Origin of the sequence: Streptomyces synnematoformans (assembly GCF_039531005.1) — a bacterium.
Taxonomy (GTDB): domain Bacteria; phylum Actinomycetota; class Actinomycetes; order Streptomycetales; family Streptomycetaceae; genus Streptomyces; species Streptomyces synnematoformans.
Genome location: NZ_BAAAPF010000072.1, coordinates 1 through 23,946, shown reverse-complemented (window position 1 = coordinate 23,946; position 23,946 = coordinate 1). Strand labels below are relative to the sequence as shown.

General features: G+C 73.4%; 24 protein-coding genes and 2 pseudogenes. 8 read left to right on the top strand and 18 right to left on the bottom strand.

The features are described 5' to 3' along the window. Positions 1–192: pseudogene (locus ABD317_RS14040) on the bottom strand (hypothetical protein); the annotation flags it as partial. Between the two features lie 252 nt (positions 193–444). Here ABD317_RS14040 and ABD317_RS14035 point away from each other — a divergent pair. Next, a complete protein-coding gene (locus ABD317_RS14035; RefSeq protein WP_344290325.1) occupies positions 445–1,428 on the top strand; it encodes a glycoside hydrolase family 113 protein in 984 nt (327 codons plus the stop codon). Between the two features lie 140 nt (positions 1,429–1,568). Then, a complete protein-coding gene (locus ABD317_RS14030) occupies positions 1,569–2,537 on the top strand; it encodes an SGNH/GDSL hydrolase family protein (protein ID WP_344290324.1) in 969 nt (322 codons plus the stop codon). A gap of 171 nt (positions 2,538–2,708) precedes the next feature. Here ABD317_RS14030 and ABD317_RS14025 read toward each other — a convergent pair whose 3' ends face one another. Both ABD317_RS14025 and ABD317_RS14020 read right to left on the bottom strand, forming a co-directional pair. Further along, positions 2,709–3,329, bottom strand: coding sequence for a DedA family protein (locus ABD317_RS14025; protein WP_344290323.1), 621 nt, complete (start codon positions 3,327–3,329; stop codon positions 2,709–2,711). A gap of 234 nt (positions 3,330–3,563) precedes the next feature. Continuing rightward, positions 3,564–5,648, bottom strand: a complete 2,085-nt coding sequence (locus tag ABD317_RS14020) for an MDR family MFS transporter (protein ID WP_425582362.1) — start codon at positions 5,646–5,648, stop codon at positions 3,564–3,566. A gap of 214 nt (positions 5,649–5,862) precedes the next feature. On the opposite strand from ABD317_RS14020, the gene ABD317_RS14015 reads away from it, so the two are divergent. From ABD317_RS14015 to ABD317_RS14005, 3 genes are all read left to right on the top strand, one after another. Further along, positions 5,863–7,053, top strand: a complete 1,191-nt coding sequence (locus tag ABD317_RS14015; RefSeq protein ID WP_344290322.1) for a peptidoglycan-binding domain-containing protein — start codon at positions 5,863–5,865, stop codon at positions 7,051–7,053. 171 nt (positions 7,054–7,224) lie between these two features. Further along, complete coding sequence (locus ABD317_RS14010) at positions 7,225–7,671, top strand: nitroreductase family deazaflavin-dependent oxidoreductase (protein WP_344290321.1); 447 nt, start codon at positions 7,225–7,227, stop codon at positions 7,669–7,671. A 119-nt stretch (positions 7,672–7,790) separates the two neighbouring features. Then, entirely contained in the window at positions 7,791–8,453 is a 663-nt protein-coding gene (locus ABD317_RS14005) for an HAD-IA family hydrolase (protein ID WP_344290320.1), read from the top strand. Between the two features lie 69 nt (positions 8,454–8,522). Here ABD317_RS14005 and ABD317_RS14000 read toward each other — a convergent pair whose 3' ends face one another. After that, positions 8,523–9,104 carry a TMEM165/GDT1 family protein gene (locus ABD317_RS14000; RefSeq protein WP_344290319.1) on the bottom strand — a complete coding sequence of 194 codons (582 nt, stop codon included), beginning with the start codon at positions 9,102–9,104 and terminating at the stop codon, positions 8,523–8,525. Positions 9,105–9,300: 196 nt separating this feature from the next. After that, positions 9,301–10,161, bottom strand: a complete 861-nt coding sequence (locus ABD317_RS13995; RefSeq protein ID WP_425582363.1) for an ABC transporter permease — start codon at positions 10,159–10,161, stop codon at positions 9,301–9,303. A gap of 184 nt (positions 10,162–10,345) precedes the next feature. Here ABD317_RS13995 and ABD317_RS13990 point away from each other — a divergent pair, with 184 nt between their 5' ends. Further along, positions 10,346–11,008: an HNH endonuclease family protein gene (locus ABD317_RS13990; RefSeq protein ID WP_344290317.1), complete on the top strand. Its 663-nt coding sequence runs from the start codon at positions 10,346–10,348 to the stop codon at positions 11,006–11,008. 133 nt (positions 11,009–11,141) lie between these two features. Here the strand turns inward: ABD317_RS13990 and ABD317_RS13985 are convergent, their stop codons facing one another. The 6 genes and pseudogenes from ABD317_RS13985 to ABD317_RS13960 all read right to left on the bottom strand — a co-directional run bounded on the left by ABD317_RS13985 (position 11,142) and on the right by ABD317_RS13960 (position 14,503). Continuing rightward, positions 11,142–11,495, bottom strand: a complete 354-nt coding sequence (locus ABD317_RS13985; protein WP_344290316.1) for an antibiotic biosynthesis monooxygenase family protein — start codon at positions 11,493–11,495, stop codon at positions 11,142–11,144. A 284-nt stretch (positions 11,496–11,779) separates the two neighbouring features. Continuing rightward, entirely contained in the window at positions 11,780–12,676 is an 897-nt protein-coding gene (locus ABD317_RS13980; protein ID WP_344290315.1) for a JmjC domain-containing protein, read from the bottom strand. Between the two features lie 223 nt (positions 12,677–12,899). Then, positions 12,900–13,097 (bottom strand): annotated as a pseudogene (locus ABD317_RS13975) (helix-turn-helix domain-containing protein); the annotation flags it as partial. A gap of 25 nt (positions 13,098–13,122) precedes the next feature. Continuing rightward, complete coding sequence (locus tag ABD317_RS13970; protein WP_344290314.1) at positions 13,123–13,635, bottom strand: DUF6879 family protein; 513 nt, start codon at positions 13,633–13,635, stop codon at positions 13,123–13,125. Next, on the bottom strand, positions 13,589–13,840 hold the full coding sequence (locus tag ABD317_RS13965; protein WP_344290313.1) for a hypothetical protein: 252 nt from the start codon (positions 13,838–13,840) through the stop codon (positions 13,589–13,591). The genes ABD317_RS13970 and ABD317_RS13965 overlap by 47 nt, the downstream gene beginning before the upstream one ends. Before the next feature lie 141 nt (positions 13,841–13,981). Then, the gene (locus ABD317_RS13960; RefSeq protein ID WP_344290312.1) at positions 13,982–14,503 is read right to left on the bottom strand and encodes a DUF6879 family protein; all 522 of its coding nucleotides are present in this window, start codon (positions 14,501–14,503) and stop codon (positions 13,982–13,984) included. A 314-nt stretch (positions 14,504–14,817) separates the two neighbouring features. Between ABD317_RS13960 and ABD317_RS13955 the strand changes: the two genes are divergently transcribed. Continuing rightward, on the top strand, positions 14,818–16,038 hold the full coding sequence (locus tag ABD317_RS13955; protein WP_425582361.1) for a polysaccharide deacetylase family protein: 1,221 nt from the start codon (positions 14,818–14,820) through the stop codon (positions 16,036–16,038). A gap of 41 nt (positions 16,039–16,079) precedes the next feature. On the opposite strand, the gene ABD317_RS13950 is transcribed toward ABD317_RS13955, so the two are convergent. Continuing rightward, positions 16,080–16,490, bottom strand: coding sequence for a DUF2000 family protein (locus tag ABD317_RS13950; protein ID WP_344290311.1), 411 nt, complete (start codon positions 16,488–16,490; stop codon positions 16,080–16,082). Positions 16,491–16,544: 54 nt separating this feature from the next. On the opposite strand from ABD317_RS13950, the gene ABD317_RS13945 reads away from it, so the two are divergent. Further along, positions 16,545–17,393 carry an AraC family ligand binding domain-containing protein gene (locus ABD317_RS13945; RefSeq protein WP_344290326.1) on the top strand — a complete coding sequence of 283 codons (849 nt, stop codon included), beginning with the start codon at positions 16,545–16,547 and terminating at the stop codon, positions 17,391–17,393. A 318-nt stretch (positions 17,394–17,711) separates the two neighbouring features. Here the strand turns inward: ABD317_RS13945 and ABD317_RS13940 are convergent, their stop codons facing one another. From ABD317_RS13940 to ABD317_RS13915, 6 genes are all read right to left on the bottom strand, one after another. Beyond that, positions 17,712–17,924, bottom strand: a complete 213-nt coding sequence (locus ABD317_RS13940) for a hypothetical protein (RefSeq protein ID WP_344290310.1) — start codon at positions 17,922–17,924, stop codon at positions 17,712–17,714. A gap of 9 nt (positions 17,925–17,933) precedes the next feature. Further along, the gene (locus ABD317_RS13935) at positions 17,934–18,356 is read right to left on the bottom strand and encodes a hypothetical protein (RefSeq protein ID WP_344290309.1); all 423 of its coding nucleotides are present in this window, start codon (positions 18,354–18,356) and stop codon (positions 17,934–17,936) included. 337 nt (positions 18,357–18,693) lie between these two features. Next, entirely contained in the window at positions 18,694–20,223 is a 1,530-nt protein-coding gene (locus ABD317_RS13930) for a UDP-N-acetylglucosamine 1-carboxyvinyltransferase (protein ID WP_027755846.1), read from the bottom strand. Positions 20,224–20,261: 38 nt separating this feature from the next. Further along, complete coding sequence (locus tag ABD317_RS13925; RefSeq protein WP_344290308.1) at positions 20,262–21,116, bottom strand: ECF transporter S component; 855 nt, start codon at positions 21,114–21,116, stop codon at positions 20,262–20,264. Further along, positions 21,113–22,774, bottom strand: coding sequence for an ABC transporter ATP-binding protein (locus ABD317_RS13920; protein ID WP_344290307.1), 1,662 nt, complete (start codon positions 22,772–22,774; stop codon positions 21,113–21,115). Before ABD317_RS13920 ends, ABD317_RS13925 begins: the two co-directional genes overlap by 4 nt. Next, on the bottom strand, positions 22,771–23,946 hold a 1,176-nt coding region (locus tag ABD317_RS13915; RefSeq protein WP_344290306.1), incomplete at its 5' end, for a CbiQ family ECF transporter T component. The genes ABD317_RS13915 and ABD317_RS13920, both read right to left, overlap by 4 nt.

Sequence of the window (23,946 nt, the reverse complement as noted above, 5' to 3'; positions counted from 1 at the left end):
TGACCCCGGAATGGCTGCGGTACGTCGTGGAGTGCGGCTACCAGGCGCCGCCGGAGCTGCTGCGCGCGCTGCTCGACGCCGCCCGCGCGGGCCGGCGAGAGCCAGCACGTGAGGGCGCAGGTCGATGCGGGCGCGGGCGGCGTCGAGGAGTTGGTCGAAGCGGTCGAGGTCGGCGGCGAGGGCGGGGTGCACGGGGGCCTCCTTGTCGTACGGCGAGAGCGCGGCGGGCGGACGGCGGCGGGCGGACGGCGGCGGCGCGCGGGCAACCCCGCTGCGACCTGCGGCGACACGGTCGCCGGCCGGCGACCGTCCACGTACGCTACGGGCCCGCACCCGCTCCGGTCCGTGGCCACTTCCACCCCACTGGACCTCTGCGCGGGCGCCCCGTTCCGGATATCGGCCTCGGTGACAACGAGCCGTCCGGCGTGCGCCACCATGGTCGGCATGAGCCTGACCGTCAGAGGCATCTCGTACGTCACGGGCGAGACCGGTGCCGACACCGTACGCGCCGACATGCGCGCCATCCGCGACGAGCTGCACTGCACCACCGTCATGCTCATCGGCACCGACGTGGCCGCGCAGACGGAGGCCGCGCGGATCGCGCTGGAGGCCGGGCTCGACGTCTACGTGCGCCCCTACCTGACCGACCGCCCCCGTGCCGAACTGCACGCCCACCTCGCCGAGACGGGTGCCGCCGCCGAGAAGCTGCGGGCCGCGTACCCGGGGCGGGTGACGCTGCTCGTGGGCACCGAGTTCTCCCTCACCCAGCGCGGCATGCTGCCGGGGCCGCGGGTGTTCGTGCGGTTGCAGGTGCTGGTGCGCTGGCGGCGGTTCTTCGACCGCCGGATCACCCGCAAGCTCCGCCCGCTCCTCGCCGACGCCCTCGCGACCGCGCGCGGCGTCTTCGACGGCCCGATCACCTACGGGGCGGGCTACTGGGAGGACGTCGACTGGACCGATTTCGACGTCGTCGGCGTCAACTACTACCGCATGGGCACCGACACGGCCGCCTACGAGCGCGGCCTCGACGCCCGGCGGCGCACGGCGGAGGAGCAGGGCAAGCCGCTGGTCGTCACCGAGTTCGGCTGTGGGGCGCACGTGGGCGCGGAACGGCGCGGACCGGGGTCGTTCAGGATCGTGCAGTGGTTCGCCGACAAGCCGAAGGTGCGCAAGGGGCACGTGCGCGACGAGGGCACCCAGGCGGCGTACCTGACCGAACTCATCGACCTGTACGCCGAGCACGGCATCCACGGCTGCTTCGTCTTCACCTTCGCCATGCGGGACTTCCCGCACGCCCCGGACGACCCGCGGCACGACCTGGACATGGCCGGCTTCGGCGTGGTCCGGTTCGCGGAGGGCGAGACGGAGCGGTGGGAGAAGAAGGAGGCGTACGGCGCGGTGGCCGCCCGCTACGGGGCGGACGCCTGACCGCCGACAACCGTCCTCCGCCACGCCCGCACGGCCCGAGGCGGTCCGCAACCGTCCGCGGGGAACGGGCGGAGACCTCGACCCGGGCGCACTAGGCTCCGTACCCTACTGGCCAGTTGCCCGGACGACCGGAGGATCCGATGGACGCGAAGCGCTGGGCGGCGCCCGTGCTCGCCGCGCTGCTGGTGGCCGTGGCCGTCGGCTGGGGCGCGGTGTCGCGGTCCGACGACGGCGACCCCGTGGACGAGGCGGTACGGAACCAGGCCCCGGGCCGTGCCCACCCCGCCTCGCCCGACCCAGCCCCGGACTCGCCGTCCCCCTCCTCCGGTGCGGAGAGCGGCGGCGGGGGCGGCGGCACGGCGCCGCGGGAGCCGCAGGACGTGCTCTACCTCGGCGACTCCCTCGCCATGGAGGCGCAGGACATCCTCGGCGACCGGCTGGAGCGCTCGGACCGCGTCGACGCGTACACCAGCGAACCGGTCGCCGGCGTGACCGTCTGCGACTACCTCCAGGGCCGCCCCGGGCGCTCGCTCGTCGCGGCCGAGAACAAGGCCGCGGCCCTGGTGAAGGAGCGCGAACCGGGCGTGATCGTGCTCCAGTTCTGGGGCAACACCTGGGGCTACACGCCCTGCATGGAGGGCGTCGAGTGGGGGACGCCCGAGTACTACGAGCGCTACGCCGCGGACATGCGCGCGCTGACCGGGCAGATCGCCGACGCCGCGCGCGAGGCGGACGTGCCGCGGCCCCGGCTCGTGTGGGTGCAGCAGCCGCCCGACGCGCTGCACCCCGACCGGATCGAGCAGGTCAACGCCCTCTACGAGCAGCAGGCCGAGAACTCCGGCGACCTGCTGGCCGACGGCGGCCGCGAGCTGCGCGGCGACGACGGGCGGTGGACGCAGTACCTGCCGTGCAACGACCACGAGCGGCGCACCGCCGGCCTGTGCACCGGCCCCGGCGACACCGCGCAGCTGCACCGCGACGACGACCCGTTGCACTTCTGCCTCGCGCCGACGCCGGAGGGCGGGCGGCCGTGCCCGGCCAGGTCCCCGGGGCTGGAGCGGTACAGCCGGGCGGTCGCGGACGAGGTGGCGGACTACCTGCGCGGCTGAGCGGGGATCTCCGCGGGGAGACGGGACGGGCGGCCCGGGTCGGCAGCCGGTTGCGGCCGGTGCTCGGCCGGTCCGATCCGGCAGGCAGCCGGTCTGACCCGGAGCCCGGTTTCTCAACCGGAGCCCCGCTTCTCAGCCGGAGCCCGGCTTCTGAGCCGGAGCCCTCGGTTCTCAGTCGGAGCCCGAGCCCGAGCCGGAGCCGGTCGGTTGCGGCCGCGGCCTGCGGACCAGGTACGCGGCGCCGAGCCCGGCGGCGAAGAGCGCCAGCACCGAGACGCCCGTGGCCAGCCAGCCCGCGCCCAGCCAGCGGCTGCCGAAGTACCCCAGCGTCACGCCGTACGCGGCCCACAGCAGCCCGGCGAGCGCGGACCACGGCAGGAACTCCCGTGCCTGCCGGTGCGCCGCCCCCGCGCCCAGGCTGACCACGCTGCGCCCCGCGGGCGCGAACCGGGCCAGCACGACGATCCCGCCGCCGCGCCGGCCGCTGAGGTGGTGGCCGAGGCGCTCCTGCGCGCGGACCAGGTAGCGGGAGTTGGCGAACCTCTCGCGGCCCCTGCTGGCCAGCCGGAACGCGAGCATGTCGCCGAGGACGGAGGCGGTCGCGGCGCAGAGCATCAGGGCCAGCAGCTCGACGAGGTGGTCGGCGGCGGGCAGGGTGGCGCCGTTGCGTACGGCGTCGGCCGCGGTGGTGGTGCCGGCCGCGGCGGTGGCGGCCATTATCACCAGCGCGCCGCTGGGCAGCAGCGGCAGGAAGACGTCGAGGAGTACCGAGGTGGCAACGAGCGCGTACATCCACGGGGTACCGCTCAGTGACCCCACAAACTCCACTGTTCCCCTGTTCCCCGTCGTCTCCCGGTCGTCGTCCGGGTCGGCTGCCGCGGGCCGGAGCGCCGGGCGGATGACAGCGTACGCCTGGCGCATCAGGGGAAATCGCACGGGGGACCAGATGTAACCCGCATCACTCCAGGGCAACCGCTCACCTGCTGTCCCGCGGCCCCGGCCCGGTCGGGGATCCCGTCCGGGGAGCTAGCCCGAGCCCGAGCCCGATCCGGGGACGGGGCCGTGGCCGGGCGGGCCCTTCTCCACCGCATCCCCGTCCGGCGCCTCCTCGTCCGACCCGCACATCTCCGCCGACAACTCCGCCACCAGCTCCGTCAGATCCGTCGGCCGGTCCGGCGTCCACCAGTCGCCCAGCAGCTCCGCCAGCGCCGCCCGCCGCGCCGCCGCCAGCCGCCCGGCGAGCCGCGCGCCCTCCTCCGTACAGACCAGCGGCATCCCCTCCCGCCGCGCGAGCCGCCGCTCCTCCAGCTCCCGCGCCCCCGCCGAGATGACCGGCAGCGGCAGCCCCGTACGCTCCGTCAGGTCCACCGGCTCCGCCGACCCGTAGCTGTGGATGCGCAGCAGCAGCCAGCTCGACGCCGGCCGCAGGTCCAGGCCCGCCCGCCGGGTGATGTCCGCGTACAGCTCCCGCCGTCCCTCCCGGGTGCTGAGCGCGCTCAGCGCGCGGCACACCTCGTCGCGCGGCGAGCGCTCCACCGGGTGGGTGGCCACCGTCTCGCTGCCGTCCGGCACGGTGACGGTCCCGCGCAGCGGGTCCTCGCGCAGGAACAGCGCGACGACGAAGGCGAGCAGCGCGACGGGCGCGGCGTAGAGGAAGACGTCCGTGATCGACGTCGAGTACGCGTCCACCACCTCCGGCCGCAGCGAGGGCGGCAGCCGGGCGATGGCGCGCGGGTCGGACTCCAGCGTGTCGAGGCTCAGCCCCGGCGGCAGCGGCACGCCGCGCAGCTCGGCGTCCAGCTTGTCGCCCAGCCGGGCGGTGAAGACCGTGCCGAAGACGGCGACGCCGAACGAGGCGCCGATGGAGCGGAAGAAGGTGGCGCCGGAGGTGGCGACGCCCAGGTCGCGGTACGAGACGGCGTTCTGCACGGCCAGCACGAGCACCTGGATGACCAGGCCCAGGCCGAAGCCGAAGACGAAGAAGGAGCCGCTCAGCTCCCAGGTGCCCGTGCCGGCGCGCAGGCGGTGCAGCAGGAGCAGGCCGACGGTGGTGACCGCGGTGCCCAGCACCGGGAAGACCTTCCAGCGGCCGGTGCGGCTGATGAGCTGGCCGGAGCCGGTGGAGGCGATGAGCACGCCGGCGACCATCGGCAGCATGTGCACGCCGGAGCTGGTCGGGGAGACGCCGCGTACGACCTGCAGGAAGGTCGGCAGGTACGTCATCGCACCGAACATCGCGAAGCCGACGACGAACCCGATCACCGAGCAGAGCGTGAACGTGCGGATGCCGAACAGCTGCGGCGGGATGACGGGCTCCGCCGCCCGCCGCTCCACCTGCACGAACGCGGTGAGCAGCGCGACCGCCAGCAGCCCGGCGGCGGCCACCTGCCAGGAGTCCCACGCCCAGGTCGTACCGCCGAGGGAGGCGACGCCGACCAGGCAGATGGCGAAGGAGGCGACGAGGGCGGTGCCGAGGTAGTCGATGCGGTGCCTGGTGGCGCGGCGCGGGATGTGCAGCACGACGGCGATGACGACGAGCGCGGCGAGGCCGATGGGCAGGTTGATGTAGAACACCCAGCGCCAGCTGAGATGCTGCGTGAAGATGCCGCCGAGGAGCGGGCCGAGGACGCTGGTGGCGCCGAAGACCGCGCCGAACAGGCCCTGGTACCGGCCGCGTTCGCGGGGCGGCACGATGTCCCCGACGATCGCCATCGCCAGCGACATCAGCCCGCCGCCGCCCACGCCCTGGAGCGCGCGGAAGCCGATGAGCTGGCCCATGTCCTGCGCGACGCCGCAGAGTGCGGAGCCGGCGAGGAAGATGACGATGGCCGTCTGGAAGAGCTTTTTCCGGCCGTACTGGTCGCCCAGTTTGCCCCAGAGCGGGGTGCCGGCGGTGGCGGCGAGGAGGTACGCCGTGACCACCCACGACAGGTGTTCGATGCCGCCGAGGTCGCTGACGATCGTCGGCAGGGCGGTGGCGACGATGGTCTGGTCGAGGGCGGCGAGGAGCATCCCGGAGAGCAGCGCCGCCATCGACAGCAGCACGGTGCGGCGCGGGAGGCCCTGCCCCGGCACCTCCGCCGCTGGTGGCGCGCCGGCGCTCTGGGACATGCGCGGCTCCCTCGGTTGGCTGGGGGTGCGGTTGGGGGGGGGTGTGTGGTGGGCGTGGTGCGCGTGGTGCTCTTGACGTTTGCCTCATAGTCGCCCGGATGCGCCGATACGGCCCGCCGGGACGGTCCGCTCGGGCCGGATTGGGGCCGGGTGCGGTGCGCGGGGTTCCGGGGGGTCTGCATAATCGCCTGCATCCCACAGGAGGGGGAGCACGGTGATACCTCGCGCATGCCGCACGTGCGGTGAGCCGCTCCAGGAAGGGGGCGGGCAGGGCTGCGCCTGCGGCGCGGCGGCGGGCGCGGGCGGGGCGCAGGAGCAGGAGCGGCGGCTGGTGCGGCCGTACGTCATGCAGGTGCCGGGGGCGGGGCAGGAGCCGGGGGAGCCGTACGGCGCGACGGGGGACGGGCCGCCGGTGGGCTACGGGGGCGCGACGGCGGTGCGGCCGGAGGGCCAGGGGCAGGCGGAGAACCAGGAATGGCCGAGGGACCCGGGCCGGCACGAGGGCCGGGGGTGGCCGGGGGACGCGGGCCGGTCGGCGGGCCAGGGGTGGCCGGAGGGTCAGGGGCCGCCGGTGCTTCCCGCAGGACCGGGGGACACGCAGCCCCTCGGCCCGGCGCCCGACGGGCCCGCGGACGCGGACCTGGGCCTCTTCGCCGACGGCCACACCGGACCCCGCGGCCCCCTCGACCCGTACGACGCTGAAGACCCCCGCGATCCCTACGCCCCGGACAGCCCGCACCGCCCGCGCCACCCCCGCGAACGTCGCGCCGCGCGCGGTCGCCGCCGGCTGACCCTCGTGCTCACGGTCGGCGGTGTCGTGGCGGCGCTCAGCGTCGGGCTCCTCGGCTCGGGGCTGTTCTCGGACGACGGGGGCGACGACCGCGCCGTACCGAAGCCGGACGCCATCACCGCACTGCCCACCGGCGGCGGTACGAAGCCGGCCCGCGAGGACACGCCCTCCGGCGCCCCGTCCGCCTCCGCCCCCACCGGCGACCCCGCGGAGCCGAGCCCCACCACCTCCGACCAGCCCAGCACCGCGGCGGGCGACCCCGGGAGGGCCCCCACCCGGCGCAGCGAGGCCGGCCAGGTCACCGGCAACCCGCCCACCGCCGACCCCACCGCATCGAACGACCCCACCTCCGGCACCACCCCGGGCGGACGGGACAACGCCGACCCGCCGCCCACCCTGCGCGAGGGCGACAGCGGCCCGGAGGTCGTCGAGTTGCAGAAGCGGCTCGACGAGGCCGGCTACAGGGGCCTGCCCGACCCCGAAGGCGACTACGGCTTCTTCACGAGCCAGAAGGTCGGCCGCTTCCAGCAGGACAACGACATCGAGGACGACGAACGCGGGGTCTACGGCCCGGCGACGCGCCGCGCGCTGGAGTCGATGACGAAGGAGCCGTGAGCCCTGCTCCGCCGGGATCCCGGTGCCCTTCGTCACGGCGGTCGGCGACGGCGACGGCGACGCGGAAGTTTGCGGAAAGTCGGGGCCGGGTGTCGAGAACGGCGTGGCGGCTCCGTCCCCGGGGTGGATGCGGCCAACGTGGTCGCCTCACGTACCGGAAGGAGCGCCGCCATGGCCACCGCCGCAGACCTCGACCGCGCCACCGACTCGCAGTGGGACTGGGTCGCCGAGCACGCCCGCACGTATCTCGCCTCGGGCGGCACCGAAGGGCACGAGCGCGACGGCCTGCGCACGCTCGTGCTCGCCACGACCGGGCGCCGGACCGGGACGCCCCGGCGTACCTGCCTGATCTACGGCACCTCGGGCGACGCGTTCGTCGTCGTCGCCTCCAAGGGCGGTGCCGCGGAGAACCCGGCGTGGTTCACGAACCTGGTGGCGGAGCCCAGCGTCGGGGTGCAGGTCGGTACGCGGCGGTTCACCGCGCGGGCCCGGGTGGCGGCCGCGGAGGAGCGCGGGGCGCTCTGGGAGCAGATGGCGGGCATCTTCCCGCTCTACGACGAGTACGCGCAGAAGACGGACCGGGAGATCCCGGTCGTCCTGCTCACCCCGCTGGACTGACCCCCGCGGCCGGGGCCGGCCTCCGGCCCCGGAGGGTGGTGCTTGGCGTGGTGCGCGCGATTTTGTATCGTGGAGAAACAAACGACGATCGCGCGCTTCTCGACCCCTGGGGGTTACGTATGGGCAGGCCCACGGACATAGGTGTCTTCAAGGCACTGCTCCTCGACATGGACGGTACGCTCCTCAACTCCGACGCCGTCGTGGAGCGCGTCTGGCGCCGCTGGGCCGCCGAGAACGGCAAGGACGCCGACGAGATCCTGCGCCACGCCCACGGGCGGCAGGCGCACGCCACCCTCGCGCACCTCTTCCCCGAGCGCCCCGTCGAGCAGAACCTCGCGGACAACGCCCGCCTGCTCGCCTGGGAGACCGCCGACACCGACGGCATCGTGCCCGTTCCCGGTGCGCCGGAGTTCCTGGCCGGCCTCGCCGGGCTGCCGCACGCGCTCGTCACGTCCGCCGACCGCGCGCTGTCCCAGGCCCGTATGGCCGCCGCCGGGCTGCCGGTGCCGGCGATCTCCATCACCGCCGAGTGCGTGAGCGCCAGCAAGCCGGACCCGGAGGGGTTCCTCAAGGGCGCCGCCGACCTCGGCTTCGCGCCCGCCGACTGCGTCGTCTTCGAGGACGCGGCGGCGGGCATCGCCGCGGCCCGCGCGGCCGGGATGCGGGTCGTGGGCGTCGGCCCGCGGGCGGCCGGGGAGAAGCCGGACGTGCACGTGGAGACGCTGGCGGGGGTACGGGTCCGGCCGCTGGGCGGCGGCGCGCTGCGCCTGGCGCCCGCGTAGCCGGCGCCCCCCGGGCCGGCGCCCTCGGTGGGCGCCCCCCCGGGCCTGCGCCCCCCGGCCGGGGGCGGTCTAGCCGCTGACCGCCTCGTAGATGCTGAAGCCCGCCAGCACCAGCATCACCCCCGCCGCCACCTTCGTGATCAGCTTCAGCGGCACGTACCGCATCAGCGTCCGCCCGCCCACGATCCCGATCGCGGCCACCGCCCACAGCGCCAGCACCGCGCCGACCCCGACCGACAGCCAGTCGTCGTACCGCGCGGCGAGGTTCGCGGTCATGATCTGTGTCAGGTCGCCGAACTCGGCGACCAGGATCAGCGTGAAGCCCGCCCCCGCCACCTTGAGGAAGCTCTGGTCGGCGGGGGCCTTCACCTCCTCCTCGCCGTCGTCCTTCTTCAGCAGCAGGACCAGCGCGCCCGCCAGGAACAGCAGGCCGACGATCGCCTGCACCGGCCGCTGCGGAAGCTGCGCGAGCAGGCTGCCGGCGGCGATGGCGAGGCCGACGTGGACGAAGAAGGCGGCGGCGACGCCGGCGAAGACGTAGGAGGCGCGGAAGCGGGTGCCGAGCATGAGGCCGGCGAGCGCGGTCTTGTCGGGCAGTTCGGCGAGGAAGACGACGCCGAAGACGATCGCGACGGTGCTGAGGCTGAGCAAGGTTCCTACTCTCGGTCGGGCGCCGTACCGAGAACGTAAGCACGTGGGCAGACCTCGGCACGGCAGCGTCAACGGAAACGACACTGCGGCCGAAGGTCTCGCCGGCGCGGAGGCCACGGCCGACCGGCCGTGCGGTTCCGCGCTCCGGGCGCCGGCCCAGCGGGCTGGGCAGTATGTCGACGGCACCGGCTGAGGGCTACTCCCCTTCAGACGGCTCCGAGTGTAGGCGGTGCACCCGGCCGCGGGCCACCAGCTCCAGCACCACCGCGACCGCCACCGCCTGCACCGCCATCAGCGCGACCAGCACGAACAGCTGCACCGCACCGGCCTCGACCGGCGACGCACCGCCCAGCAGCATGCCGACGTACGCGCCGGGGAGTGTGACGAGTCCCACCGTGCGGGTCTGGTCGAGGCCGGGGATGAGCGCGTCGGAGGCGGCCGGCCGGGCGATCTCCAGCCGGGCCTCGTGGTCGGGGAAGCCCAGCGCGAGCGCCGCCTCCACCTCGCCGTGCCGGGCCGCCAGCTCGTCGAGCGCGCGCCGGCCGGCGAGGACGGTGCCGGTGAGCGCACCGCCGATGAGGATGCCGCTGACCGGGATGAGGGCGATGTCGTCCACCGCGACCAGCCCGGTCAGCAGCAGCGTGCCGACGACCGGGACCACGCCGGCGGCGATGGGGGCGGCGGTCCAGCGCCAGGTGCGGTTGTGCGTGATGCGGTGGCCCGCGGTCCAGGTGGCGACGGCGAACATCAGGGCCACGAAGGCGAGGAGCAGGGGCACGGCGCGTACGACGTAGCCGATGACGAGGGAGACGGCGGCGAGTTGGGCGGCGGCACGCGCGCCGGCAGTGGCGACGGCGCGCGCGTGTGGTGAGCCCCACCGGGTGCTACGGCCCTTCCCGCCCCCTCCGCGCTTCCCGTCTCGCCCGCCGCGGCCGCCGCCGCCCTCCCGCCGGTGTTCGTGCCCCTCCCCGAGCCGGGCCACCGCCGCGACGGCGACGGCGGCGGCCAACAGGGCGCTGAGCACGGCCGCGAGGGCACCGTTGACGGGCAACATCAGCCGAGAGTAGCCCGGTCGGGGGGTGGCGGCGCCGGGGGCGTGAGGAGGGCTGATCCGCCCCGCGGTCTTGTGCGTGACATGGCCATGTCCTCAAGGTGTTACCTGGCGCCTGCAGAAACGACACTGCACGGCGTCATCATCCACGTGCACCTGCACAACACCCCCCATAGATCCGGGAGTTCGTATGTCCGGCTTTTCCCAGCCGCCGCTCTCGCGGCTGAAGGTCTACGCGCGTAACCTCGCGGTGCCGTTCGCGGCCGCGGCGTTGCTGCTGACCGCGGCACCCACCGCCCAGGCCGAACCGCCCACCCCGCCCGACGCCGACACCGCCCTCGGCTACCTCGCGGAGATCACCACCGCGCCCGAGGGCTCCTCCGACGGCTACGACCGCGACCTCTTCCCGCACTGGAGCACCCAGTACGGGGCCTGCAACACCCGCGAGGTCGTCCTCGAACGGGACGGCACCGACGTCGAGCAGGACAGCAGTTGCGCCGCGATCAGCGGCTCGTGGTACTCCCCGTACGACGGCGAGACGTGGACCGCCGCCTCGGACGTCGACATCGACCACATGGTGCCGCTCGCCGAAGCCTGGCGCTCGGGCGCCAGCCGGTGGAGCACCGGCGAGCGCGAGCAGTTCGCCAACGACCTCGACGTCGCGCAGCTGCTCGCCGTGACCGACAACGTCAACCAGTCCAAGAGCGACCGGGACCCGGCGGAGTGGATGCCGCCGCTGGCCGACTACCACTGCACCTACGCGAGCATGTGGGTGTGGGTCAAGCACACGTACGACCTGACCGCCGACGAGGCGGAGAAGTCGGCGCTGGAGTCCACGCTCTCCGGCTGCTGACGGCCCTGCCCGGCCGCTGAGCACGCGGGCGCGGCGCGGATCCCCCGCGCCGCGCCCTGCGGCCCGGGTGGCGGTGCCGCTCAGGTCCAGGCCGCCCCACTCTCTGCTTGACACGTCAGCGCTGGGGTGTCTGTCAGTCGGGGGTCTCGGTGGACGCGGGCGGTGCCGCGGGTGCTGCCTGCTGCCTCACCTCGAAGGTCCATACTTCGGAGCCCGTGGCCGCGGGCCGCCGCTGCTCGCCACCCTCGCCGCCACCCTGGTGGGCCTGCTTCATCGAACCCTCCATCCAGGCGCGGAAGTCCTCCTCGCTGCGCCAGCGGGTGTACACGAGGTAGTTGTCGGTCCCTTCCACAGGGCGGAGCAGTTCGAACCACTCGAAGCCATCGGCGCTCTCCACCAGGCCGGCGCGGGCGGCGAAGCGCTTCTCCAGCGCCTCCCGCTGCTCGGCGGGAACGGTCAGTACGTTGATCTTCACCACGCTGGGCACAGGTCACCTCTCAGCCGACAGGGCGACGCGCCCGCCTCCGGAACGCCGTACGCGCCGCTTCTCCGCCGCCAGCGTAAGCGCCGCGGGACGAACCGCCGCGCCGGCAGCAGCGCGGGCGCGGTGCCGCGGCAAGCCGCGCCCGGCCCGCGAAACCGCCGGCCCCGGCGCTGACCCGGCGCAGGGCTGGTGCGGGGCCGGTGCGGGGCCGTGCGTCGGCCGGTCTCCTACGTCCCGTCCACCGCACGCCCCCGAAGGGCCCGCCCGCTTCAGGCCGCCGAGCCCGTCTACGTGGTGTGCTCCAGCTCGCTGAGTGCGGCCTCGCGCACCGTACCGGCCAGACTCCCGGGATCCATCGCGGACAGGAAGCTCACGAGCGCTCCCCTGACCTCCCGCAGCCGGGCCCCGAGCTTCTCGCCGGTGATGTCGTCCGGCGGGAGGACCTGCCGGAACGCAGGATCGGCGAGGACCTGGTCAAGCAACCGCTCGCACAGCCAGTAGGGAGTGCGCTCGCGGATCGCGAAGGTCAGGTGGACGCTCTCCTCCGAGGCGCCGCGGCAGTGCGGGTTGTGCACCCAGCCCCGGGGCAGCACGAGCGCCTGGCCGGGCGCGAGAACGACCTCCAGATCCGGACCGGCGGCCTCCCACTCGTCCACGTACTCGGAGCGCCAGACCCGCCAGGACTCGTTGTAGTGCCGCATCGGCGCCTCGACCGGAGGGTGCCAGAGCGGCCAGGTCTTCACGCCGCCGAGCTGCACGACGACGGCGAGCTGCTGGTCCCAGTGGTGGCGCAGCCCCTGCCCGCCGGCGGGCGTGACGAAGGCGTGCACGTGGGTGGAGTAGCCGGTCTCCGCCTGGATGCCGCGCGAGAACCCGGCCAGGAACGGGATGACGCGCTGGAGGTTGCCGAGGCGCAGCGTGAAGCCGTTGTCCCGGAGCCCGGCGAGCTTGACCGGGTCCGTGCGCCCGCCGGTCATGAAGGCGTCGCGGTTGAGGGACGGGTGCGGCGCCCTGACCGCGGCGATCTCGGCGGCGGGGACGCAGCCGGAGGACAGGTAGTCGTCGAGGAGGGCCGGGGTGATCGTACGGTCCAGCTCGGTCGGGTCGCGGTCGACGACGTACGGCTCCGTCGGCCAGGAGTACAACAGGACGTCCGCGTCGGGCAGGAGCATCCGCAAGGACATGTGCGGCTCCGGTCAGGTGGGAGGGCGGGAAGGACGCTGTCTGGACAGGGCCGGGGATGAGCCACGAGGAGTAGATCCGGAAGCGCTGGGTGCGCTCCCACAAGGGGACTACCGATTCCTGGGCCGTGCGCAGGCCGGAGCGTTCCATGCGGCGCCATTCGACGTACATGCCGTCGATGCCCCGGGCGGCGGAGACGAGGTCGTCGGCAAGGTGCGGCACGCCGCAGTGTGCCGCCCAGGCACGGAGATCGGCTTCGGAAGGGCTACGGGCTCCGCTCTCGAAGCGGGAGCACTTTGACTCGTGCCAGCCCGCACGCTCGGCCAGCGCTCGCGCGGTGAGCCCGGAGTCTTTCCGGATTTCCCGCAGGCGCCGGCCGAGGGCCCTGCGGGCCTCGTGGACGCTGGAGGAGGGCGACGACATGAGGGTGGGGCGCTTGCTCCTGCTGTCAGGCGGGCCGGTAATCGGCGTGCGCGACGCCGCGTCCCCAGACTGCCAGGAATGCGTCGGCGCAGAGCTTGATCTCCTGTGGGTCCTCACTCACGGTGGAGGGGAGCATTTCGCCTTCGCCGTCGAAATGATTGACCAGAAGAAGAGAACCGTCGAACAGCCAGAAGTCGTTGGCCGGTAGGGCGACGCCGCCTGCCCGGTTGCGGGGCAACCAGCGTACGATCTCTCCTGCGGCGATGTTCAGGCCATCGGTGACCTCATGCTCGAATCGGATGTACCTGCTGACCGGCTCGGACACGATGCGGGCCCGCCGGACCGCGACGCCCCGCCCCACGGCTTCGGAGACGATCGAGTGCCAGTCGGCCCAGCGCTCCGCCGGATCGAGCCGGATTCCCTTCTGCCAGTCGACGTACGCCGGGTCCGACTTCATGTACGCGTCCCGCATCTCCAGGTGCACCGCCGACTCACGGCTGCTGCGGAACAGCTCCTCGAACGTCGGAACCCTCGTCATCCTGTACCTCCAAGAAAAACTGGACCATGCGGCGCGGAATCTCGATGACGTCCTCGTGACCGGGGACGTCCATCTGGTCGCGGCGGTCACGGTCGTCCACTTTCCATCCCTGGACGAGGTAGGTGTCCTTCTCGTCGTTCAGGTAGATGGTGGGAGACCCGCCGCTCGGACTCTCCGGGTCCTTGCCCAGCCTGCGTAGCGCCATGGTGTCCACCTCCGGTGTAGGCGTCGATCTGCATGTCTGAGCTTGCCCGCCGGTCTTCGAGGGGGAAGGAACTTGCCGGAACTTGCCAGCAGGCCCGGGCGCTTCGACGGAGAGGGCGCGTCGGCTGACCGTGGCGGTGCCTCAGATCCGGAACTCCGCGTGCGGGATGGCTCGCTCCCAAACTGCCGCGAAAGCGGACCCGCAGAGGGCGGTCACGGCTGGGTCGTCGCTCATTTCCGGCTCGACGGCCGCACCGTCGCCGGAGAAGTGGTTGAAGCGGACCACGCGGGTGTCGATCAGCCAGAAGTCGTTGGCCGGCAAGGGGATACCCAGCGCCTGGCGGCATGGCAGCCAGCGCACGTCCTCGCCGGCCTCCAGGTTGAGCGGCGTGTGTGCGTGTTCGTAGCGGATGTACGTCGTCACCGGTGTGGAGACGACCCGTGCCCGGCGTACCGACACCCCCCGTGCAACGGTGCCGGAGACAAGGTCCATCCAGCCGCCGAGGGCTTTGCGGCCGTCATCGACGGTCCACTTACCGGACAACCAGAGGCGGATCTCCTCCTCTTCCTCGGCCACGCCGTACGTGTCCCGCATCTCCAGATGCAGGGCGGACTGTGTGGCCGAGGAGAGCAGTTCGTCGAAGTGGAGGATCTTCGGCTTCATCGCACGCCCTTCTGATCCAGTTCGAGGATGCGGTACGGAAACCGGACGTCCTGACCACCTCACCTGCCGAGTGGGTCGCAGGACGTTGCACACCATCGGCTTTCCCGAGGCGCCGCGTCAAGAAGGCATGACGGCGCGCTCGGTGACCCCGAGGGCAGGCATTTCGGGCTGTGGGCGGCTCTGCGGGGTCCGGCGGGGCCGGTTGGGGGCGGCCGGGGGGGGGCGTATGTCTGCGGGTGATCGGGTGAGGGGGCGGTATTTGTGTGTTTTTCGGGTTATCACTCCGGTGAAGCGACGCGGGAGAGAGGTGACCCATGGGCAGGGCGAGGCGTGCGGTGGTCGGGGTGTGTGCGGTGGCGGTGCTGGTGCCGGCGGCGGCCGGCGGGTGTGCGGGGCCCGGGGACGGCGGGCGGGGTGACTCGCGGGACGACGCGCGGGGGGCCGGGGCGGCCGAGAGGGGCGGGAGCAGCGAGGGGGGTGTGCCGGGGGCGCGGGGGGTGCGGCTCATCGGGGACGGGTCCACCGCGTGGACCGGCGCACAGCCCCGCCAGCCGCGGGTGCGCAGGCTCGCCGACGGGGAGAAGCCGCCGCAGTTCGTCGTCTTCTCCTGGGACGGCGCCGGCGAGGTCGGCGACGGGCTCTTCGAGCACTTCCGGGAGGTGGGGCGGAAGTACGACGCCGCCATGACGTACTTCCTCTCCGGCATCTACCTTCTGCCCGAGTCCAAGCGCTCCCTCTACCAGGCCCCCGGCCACGCCCCCGGCGCCTCCGACATCGGGCTGCTCAGCGACGCGCACATCAAGGAAACCGTCGAGCAGGTCCGCGGCGCCTGGCTCGACGGCAGCGAGATCGGCACCCACTTCAACGGCCACTTCTGCGGCCCCACCGGCGTCGCGAGCTGGTCGAAGGAGGAGTGGAAGAGCGAGATCGCGCAGGCCAAGCGGTTCGTGCAGCGGTGGAAGACCCACACCGGCCGGCACGACGCCGAGCCGCTGCCCTTCGACTACGACAAGGAGCTGACCGGCGCCCGCACCCCCTGCCTCGAAGGGCGCGACAACCTCCGCGCCGCCGCCCGCGAGCTGGGCTGGCGGTACGACACCAGCGGCGTGTCCCAGCAGGTGTGGCCGGCGAAGAAGGACGGGCTGTGGGACCTGTCGATGCAGCTCGTGCCGTATCCCGGCAGCGACCGCGAGGAGCTGACCATGGACTACAACTTCAAGGTCAACCCGCTCACCACCGCCGCCAACGCCGAGGCGCGGATGCGCGACGGGCTGCTCGCCGGCTTCGAGCGCGCGTACGAGGGCAACCGCGCGCCGCTGATCGTCGGCAACCACTTCGAGACCTGGCACGACGGCGCGTACATGCGCGCGATCGAGGAGACCGTCAAAGAGGTCTGCCCCCGCAAGGACGTGCGGTGCGTGTCCTTCCGGCAACTCGCCGACTGGCTCGACGCGCAGGACCCGGGGACGCTGCGGAAGCTGCGCCGGCTGGAGGTCGGCCAGGCGCCGGAGGAAGGGTGGGGGCGTTACCTCTGAGTGGCGGGGCGGGGCAGGTGCGCGAGCTCAGGTGGGCGGGCTCAGGTGTGCAGGCTCAGCCCCTTGACCGTACGGTCCACGGCGTTCCGCGGGCCGTAGACCGCGAGCCCCGCCAGGGACAGGTCCGCGGCGGTGACGTCGCGGACGGCGGCGCGGTTGTCGTCGTCGTTGCCGGTGGCGAACAGCTCGTCGGTGTAGACGGCGGTGGCCAGACCGCGGGACAGGGCCCGGGTGTGGGTACGGGTCAGGCCGGCGGCGTCGGCGGCGAAGACGAGGACGGGTTCGCGGAACATCGGCAGGTACGTGTTGCCGGAGGCGTCCTCGTACGGCTTGCCCATGACGTCGTCGGCGGCGTGGGCGACGCCGCTGCACAGGAAGGCGGTGACGTTCAGCCGCTGCCAGGCGGCCAGGTCATGCCGTACGACCACGGCGATCTTGGTGTCGAAGCGCATGCCGCCAGCGTGCCCGGCCCGCGGCGCGGCGGTCTTGAACGCTCGTGCGGCACCATGGAGGGCGTGAGCGACTGGGTCTCCTACTGGCGGGACGCGCAGCGGCCGGTGGAGGCCATGCGCGCCCACTTCGAGGAGCACGTCTTCCACCGCCACAGCCACGACGCCTACTCTTTCGGCCTCACCGAGACCGGCGCCCAGCGCTTCGTCTGCCGCGGCGGCTCGCACACCTCCGCCGCCGGCCTCGTCATGGCCTTCAACCCCGACGACCCGCACGACGGCGAGGCGGCGACCGAGCTGGGGTTCACGTACCGGATGGTGCACATCGGCCCCGACGTCGTCCGCGACGTCCTCGCCGACGCCGGCACGCGCCCCGCCGACCGGGCCGCCCTCCCGCTCTTCGCCGACCCCGTGCACCGCGACCCGCCGCTGTGGCGCGCCCTGCTGCGGCTGCACGCGGCGCTCACGGAGGACGCGGGCCCGCTGGTACGCGACGAGCGGCTGACCGCCGCCGTGACGGCGATGGTCCACCGCGCCTCGACGGCCCCGCCGCGCGAGCGCACGCCGCGCCCCGGCGGCCCGCAGACCGCCGCCGCCCGGCGGGCGCGGGCGGTGCTCCGGGAGCGGTTCGCCGAGGAGATCCCGGCGGCGGAACTGGCCGCGGCGGCGGGCTGCAGCCGCTACGCCCTGTACCGGGCGTTCCAGGCGGAGTACGGGATGTCGCCCAGCGACCTGCAGCGCCTCCTGCGGCTCCGCGACGCCCGACGCCGCCTGACGGCGGGGGAGAGCGGCGCCGCGGCCGCCGCGGCCGCGGGCTTCGCGGACCAGAGCCACCTGCACCGCTGGTTCGTCCGCACCTACGGCATCACCCCGGGCGAATTCGCCCACGCCGGCCGGGGCCGCTGAGCGGCTTGAGGCCGCGGTGGATGAGCCCGGCCCGGTGTATCCCCGCCAGGGCCAACTGGTACGGACCGGCCGTCGGCTGGTCCGCCTCCCTCAACAGGTCCCTCGGCGCCTTTCCGACTCGTCCGGTGCCGCGGCACAACTACAGCCCTGTGTCCACTGCTTGCGCGTGCGCAGGGGTACGTCGTCGCGCTCGGAGCCCCGAAGCGCGACCGTTGTCGCGAAAGGACTCGATGCGAACGCCGACGGAGCCGGCGCGGTCCGCCGGGGACCCGTACCCCGCCGCGGGCTGTCGGTGCAGAGCCCTGCTACACCGCGTGATCAGGGCAGCCGGAACGGATTCCTGCTCACCCTTTTTCCCTGCCGGGCAAGAGCGCGTTTCGTGCTTTGAATCGTCAGCAGTGAGGCGATCCCGGAGCACACCCCGACTCCGAGTCCGATCACTGTCGTCTCTGTGCTCCTGCCGATGACAACGACGAGGAATGCGAAGGTGGTGATCCATATCTGTATCGCCACCATTTTGGCCTGCTTCATTCTGCCCCCCTACCCCACACCTTCTTGGGACGTGACGATCAGCCATAAGCCCAGGAGCAGCGCCCCGACGGTCTGGGCCCGCATACGCTTCTTGACGTTGCTCGGCACGTAATCCTGGAGATTCCCGCCCTGCTTCTTCTGGGCCCGTTCCGCCTTGTCCATCTCCCTGCCGTTGCCTGCCATGATGAGCGTCGGCGTCAGCATTACCCAGACGTACCCAGCCCAGAACAGCTCTTCGGAGGCGTCGGCCGACACTCCGACGAACACGCTTCCTATGAACGCGATCACCGGATAGGCGAACGCGACCGCCCTCTCGATGGGTCTCGAAGCGCCCCACTTGGGAACGTAGACCAGATGTATGAGGACTGCCGACGCAGCCAGAATCCACCAGCCCTCAAGGGGAATGTCGGAGGATGTGGGTAACCAGGGCATGAATTATCTCCACTCGGCAGACTGCAGGACCCTCAGCCTACCCGGGCAGAGGTACCGCCGCCAGCGGCCTTACGAGAACAGATCAGTGATCAAGGACTTCGTCAGGCCATCCATCTCCAGGTCCGGTATGCGGTTCGGTAGGGTTTCCAGACCTGTCCTTGTCCCGTGGAATGGCAGCGAGCTCTATTCCTGGAATCGCCTCACCGAATTTGGCGAGCTCCGTACCGGCAGCCACCAGCCCCGTTCCGCCGAGTGCGCCGTCGGCTGGGCGATCCAACAGCGGCACGGGCCGGCAGCGGGAGTCGCATCACCCGGAGGCGGCTCCCGCTGCGGCACCTCAGATGTCGCGGAACGTTTCGATGCGGGCGCCTACCGAGTTGAGGCGGTCCGCCAGGGACTCGTAGCCGCGGTTGATGACGTAGACGTTGCGCAGCACCGACGTTCCCTCCGCCGCCATCATCCCCAGCAGCACCACCACCGCGGGGCGCAGCGCCGGCGGGCACATCATCTCCGTCTCGCGCCACCGCGTCGGGCCCTCGACCAGCACCCGGTGCGGGTCGAGCAGCTTGACGCCGGCGCCCAGGCGGGTCAGTTCCGTGAGGTAGATGGCGCGGTTGTCGTAGACCCAGTCGTGGATGAGCGTCGAGCCCTGCGCCGAGGCGGCGATGGCCGCGAAGAACGGCACGTTGTCGATGTTGACGCCGGGGAACGGCATCGGGTGGATCTTGTCGGTCGGCGCCTGCAGCTTCGACGGCCGTACGGTCAGGTCCACCAGCCGCGTGCGGCCGTTGTCGGCCCTGTACTCCGGGGTGCGGTCGAGGTCGAGGCCCATCTCCTCCAGCACCGACAGCTCGATCTCCAGGAACTCCACCGGCGCCCGCCGCACCGTCAGCTCCGACGACGTGACCACCGCGGCCGCCAGCAGGCTCATCGCCTCCACCGGGTCCTCGGAGGGGGAGAAGTCGACGTCCCGGTCGATCACCGGCACACCGTGCACGCGCAGCGTGGTGGTGCCCACGCCGTCCACGCGCACACCCAGGTGCTCCAGGAAGAAGCAGAGGTCCTGAACCATGTAGTTGGAGCTGGCGTTGCGGATCAGCGTCACGCCGTCGTGCCGGGCGGCGGCCAGCAGCGCGTTCTCGGTCACGGTGTCGCCGCGCTCGGTGAGCACGATGGCGCGGTCGGGCGCGATGCTGGGGACGACCTCGCAGTGGTACACGCCCTCGGTCGCGGTCACGTCCAGGCCGAAGCGGCGCAGCGCGGTCATGTGCGGCTGCACGGTCCTGGTGCCGAGGTCGCAGCCGCCCGCGTACGGGAGCTTGAAGCGCTCCGCGCGGTGCAGCAGCGGGCCGAGGAACATGATCACGCTGCGGGTGCGGCGCGCCGCCTCGTGGTCCATGGCGTCGAGGTCCAGCTCGGCCGGCGGTTCGACCTCCAGGTCGGCGTCGTCGTTGATCCAGCGCGTACGCACCCCGACGCTGTTCAGGACCTCCAGGATCCGGAACACCTCCTCGATCCGCGCCACCCGGCGCAGCACCGTGCGCCCGGAGTTCAGCAGGGTGGCGCAGAGCAGCGCGACGCAGGCGTTCTTGCTGGTCTTGACGTCGATCGCGCCGGAGAGCCGACGGCCGCCGCTGACCCGCAGATGCATCGGGCCCGCCGTGCCCAGGGCCACGATCTCGCTGTCCAGCGCCTCGCCGATGCGCGCGATTATTTCCAGACTGATGTTCTGGTGGCCGCGCTCGATGCGGTTGACGGCGCTCTGACTGGTGCCCAGCGCTCCGGCCAGCTGACTCTGCGACCATCCCCGGTGCTGCCGGGCGTCACGGATGAGTCGGCCGATACGCACGAGGTAGTCGTCTGCCATGACTTGGACGCTATCTCACATATGAGATGCCCGCGCATTCAGGCGGTTCGCGCCTCGAATGTCACCGGTGCGCCGAATGCCGCCTTTCGAGTGGCCCGGCGCAGCGCGGCGAGCACGGCCCGGCCGAGGGTGAGCGTGCACACCGCCGTCACCACCGCGCGCGGCAGATCCCAACCCAGCGACGTGGCAAGGCAGTACGCGACAAAACGGGCGAGGTTCTCCGGCAGCGGATCGCCCGCGACGAACGACACGCCCGTAGACATACCGCTGAGATACGGCCACCCCTGGAGATTCATGATCGTCCCGTAGAGGACCGAGGCGATTGCTCCATACGAGGCAAGCAGCCACAACTCCCGCCGCCCCCGCAGCCGCTCCGCCCCCGGCAGCAACCCGGCACCCATCGCGACCCAGCCCATCGCGAGCATCTGGAACGGCATCCAGGGCCCGACCCCGCCCGTGAGCAGCGCCGAAGCGAACATCGTCACGGCCCCGAGCACGAACCCGAAGCCCGGCCCCAGCACCCGGCCGGAGAGCACCATGAGGAAGAACATCGGTTCGATCCCGGCCGTACCGGCGCCCAGGGGCCGCAGCGCCGCACCCACGGCGGCCAGCACGCCGAGCATCGCGACGGCCTTGGCGTCGAGGCCGGAGTCGGCGATGGTCGCGCCGACGACGGCGACGAGGAGGGGGAGCAGGGCGGCGAAGAGCCAGGGGGCGTCGCCGGAGTGGGCGAGGTCGGAGTCGGGCCCGGCGAGGAGCGGCCAGCCGAAGGCGGCGACGCCGACGGCGGAGACGAGGAGCAGGGCGGCGGCGGAGACGGGGCCGAGGCGGACGACACGGAGGGCCTGCGGCCGGCGCCGCGGGGTGGGGGCGGCGGGTGGGGCGGCGGTCATGCCGCCGCCTCCAGGGCATCGCGGACCTGGGCGACCGTCAGCCACGGCGTCCCCTCCGCCCCGCTGCCCGCCGGGCCCAGGATCTTCGCCACCTGCGGCGCGAACGACGGCGAGGCGACGACGACCTCGGCGGTCGGCCCGTCGGCGACCACCTCGCCGTCCGCCAGGATCACCACCCGGTGCGCCAGCTCGGCGGCCAGCTCCACGTCGTGCGTCGCCAGCACGATCGCGTGGCCCGCCGCGGCCAGTTCGCGCAGTACGCCGACGAGCCGGGCCTTGGCCGCGTAGTCGAGGCCCCGGGTCGGCTCGTCGAGCAGCAGCAGCCGCGGGCGTGCGGTGAGGACCACGGCGAGGGCGAGGGCGAGCCGCTGGCCCTCGGACAGGTCGCGCGGGTGGGCGTCGTCCGATACGCCCGGCAGCAGCTCCGCGACCAGGGCCCGGCAGGTGCCGGCCGCGGCCTGCGCGTCGGCGTCGGCGGCGGTGCACTCGGCGGCGACGGTGTCCGCGTACAGCAGGTCCCGCGGATCCTGCGGTACGAGCCCGGCGTGCCGCAGGAGTTCGGCGGGCCGGGTGCGGTGCGGGGCGAGGTCGCCGAGCCGTACGGAGCCGGCCGCCGGGCGGTGCAGGCCCACCAGGGCGGCCAGCAGCGTGGACTTGCCCGCGCCGTTACGGCCCATGAGGGCGACCGTCTCGCCGGCGGCCACGGACAGCGACACCCCGCGCAGCACCTCGGCCCGCCCGCGTCGCACGGTGAGCCGCTCGGCGGCGACGGCGACGGGGGCGGGGGCGCGGGTGGAGGTGATGAGCGGGACGCGTCCCCCGGTGCGGGGCGGCGGTGCCAGGTTCGCCAGCCGTTCGCGCAGCGGCGCCGCGCGGCGGCGTGCGTCCCGTACCGTCAGCGGCAGCGGCGACCAGCCCGCCAGCCGGCCGAGCGCGACCACCGGCGGACGTACGGGCGAGACCGCCATCATGTCCGCCGGTGCGCCCGCCGTCGGCGCCGCGCCCGGGGACGGCAGCACGATGACCTGGTCCGCGTACTGCACCACCCGCTCCAGCCGGTGCTCCGCCAGCAGCACCGTCGTACCCAGGTCGTGCACCAGCCGCTGCAGCACCGCCAGCACCTCCTCGGCCGCCGCCGGATCCAGCGCCGACGTCGGCTCGTCCAGCACCAGCACCCGCGGGTGCGGCGTCAGCACCGAGCCGATCGCGACCCGCTGCTGCTGGCCGCCGGAGAGGGAGGCGATCGGCCGGTCGCGCAGCTCGGTCAGGCCCAGCAGGTCGAGGGTCTCCTCCACGCGCCGCCGCATCGTGTCGCGGGGCAGGCCGAGCGACTCCATGCCGTAGGCGAGTTCGTCCTCGACGGTGTCGGTGACGAAGTGGGCCAGCGGGTCCTGTCCCACCGTGCCGACGGCGTCGGCGAGTTCGCGCGGCGGGTGCGTGCGCGTGTCGCGGCCGTCGACGGTGACGCGGCCGCGCAGCGTGCCGCCGGTGAAGTGGGGCACGAGCCCGCAGACGGCGTTCAGCAGTGTCGACTTGCCGACTCCCGACGGGCCGACGAGCAGCGCGAGTTCGCCCTCGGGGACGGTGAGGTCCACGCCCCGGATCGCGGGCTTCGCGGCGCCGTCGTAGACGACGGACACGTCCTCGAAACGGATCACTGGGCGGTCTCCTTGCGCGGTCGGTCCTCGGCGGGTCTGGGCGGTCGCGGGCTTCGCGGCGATCGCGGCGGTCGCGGTGGTCGTGGCGGTCGCGGCGGTACGGGCGCGACCAGCGCGGGCAGCAGGCCGAGCAGGCAGCACGCGGCCGGCCACAGCGGCAGCTCCGGCGCGGTCAGCGGTACGACGACGGGGTGCAGGGCGGCGGGGGCGTAGGAGTTGGCGTAGATCATCAGGCCCCCGACGGCCGCGCCGGAGGCGGCGACCAGCCACGCGCGCGGCCCGAACCGGTCGGGCCGGTAGCGGCTGCGCACCGCGCGGCGCCCGCCGAGCCACAGCCCGCCGGCCGCCGCGGCGGTGCCGTGCGCCGGCACGGGCAGCCGGTAGCCGGCGCCGGAGGCGTCGAGCAGCCCGTACGTGCCGGCGCAGACGCCGAGGAGCCCGCCGAGGGTGAGGGCGGCGGTGGTGAGGCGGACGGCGCGGGGGAGTTGTGCCGTACGGCCGTAGCCCCGGGCGTCCATGGCGGCGGCCAGCGCCACCGACCGCTCCAGCGCGCCCTCCAGCACCGGCAGGCCGACCTGCAGCAGGGCCCGCAGCCCGCGGTCGTCGCGGCCGCGCAGCCGGCGGGCGCGGCGCAGCCGGGCGACGTCGGCGACGAAGTGCGGGGCGAAGGTCATCGCGACGACGACGGCGACGCCCAGCTCGTACAGCGCGGCGGGCAGGGACTTCAGCAGCCGGGCCGGGTTGGCGAGGGCGTTGGCGGCGCCGACGCAGATGAGGAGGGTGGCGAGCTTCATGCCGTCGTAGCCGGCGAACGTCAGCTGCTCGGCGGTGACCCGGCCGCCGAGGCGCACCCCCTGCGCCCACTCGGGGAGGGGGACCTCGGGGAGGGTGAAGAGCGTGTGGGTGCCGGGGATGGGCGAGCCGAGGAAGGTCGCGAAGAGCAGGCGGAGGGCGATGACGACGAGGCCGAGCTTGAGGAAGAGGGCGTACGAGCGGGCCCAGGGAGCGTCGGTGCGGCGGGCCGCGACGACGTAGCCGGCGACGGCGACGAGGAGGGCGAGGAGGAGCGGGTTGGTGGTGCGGGAGGCGGCGGTGGCGAGGCCGAGGGCCCAGAGCCACCAGGCGCCGGCGTGCAGGGCGTTGGCGCGGTCGGCGCGGGGCGGGCGGAGGGC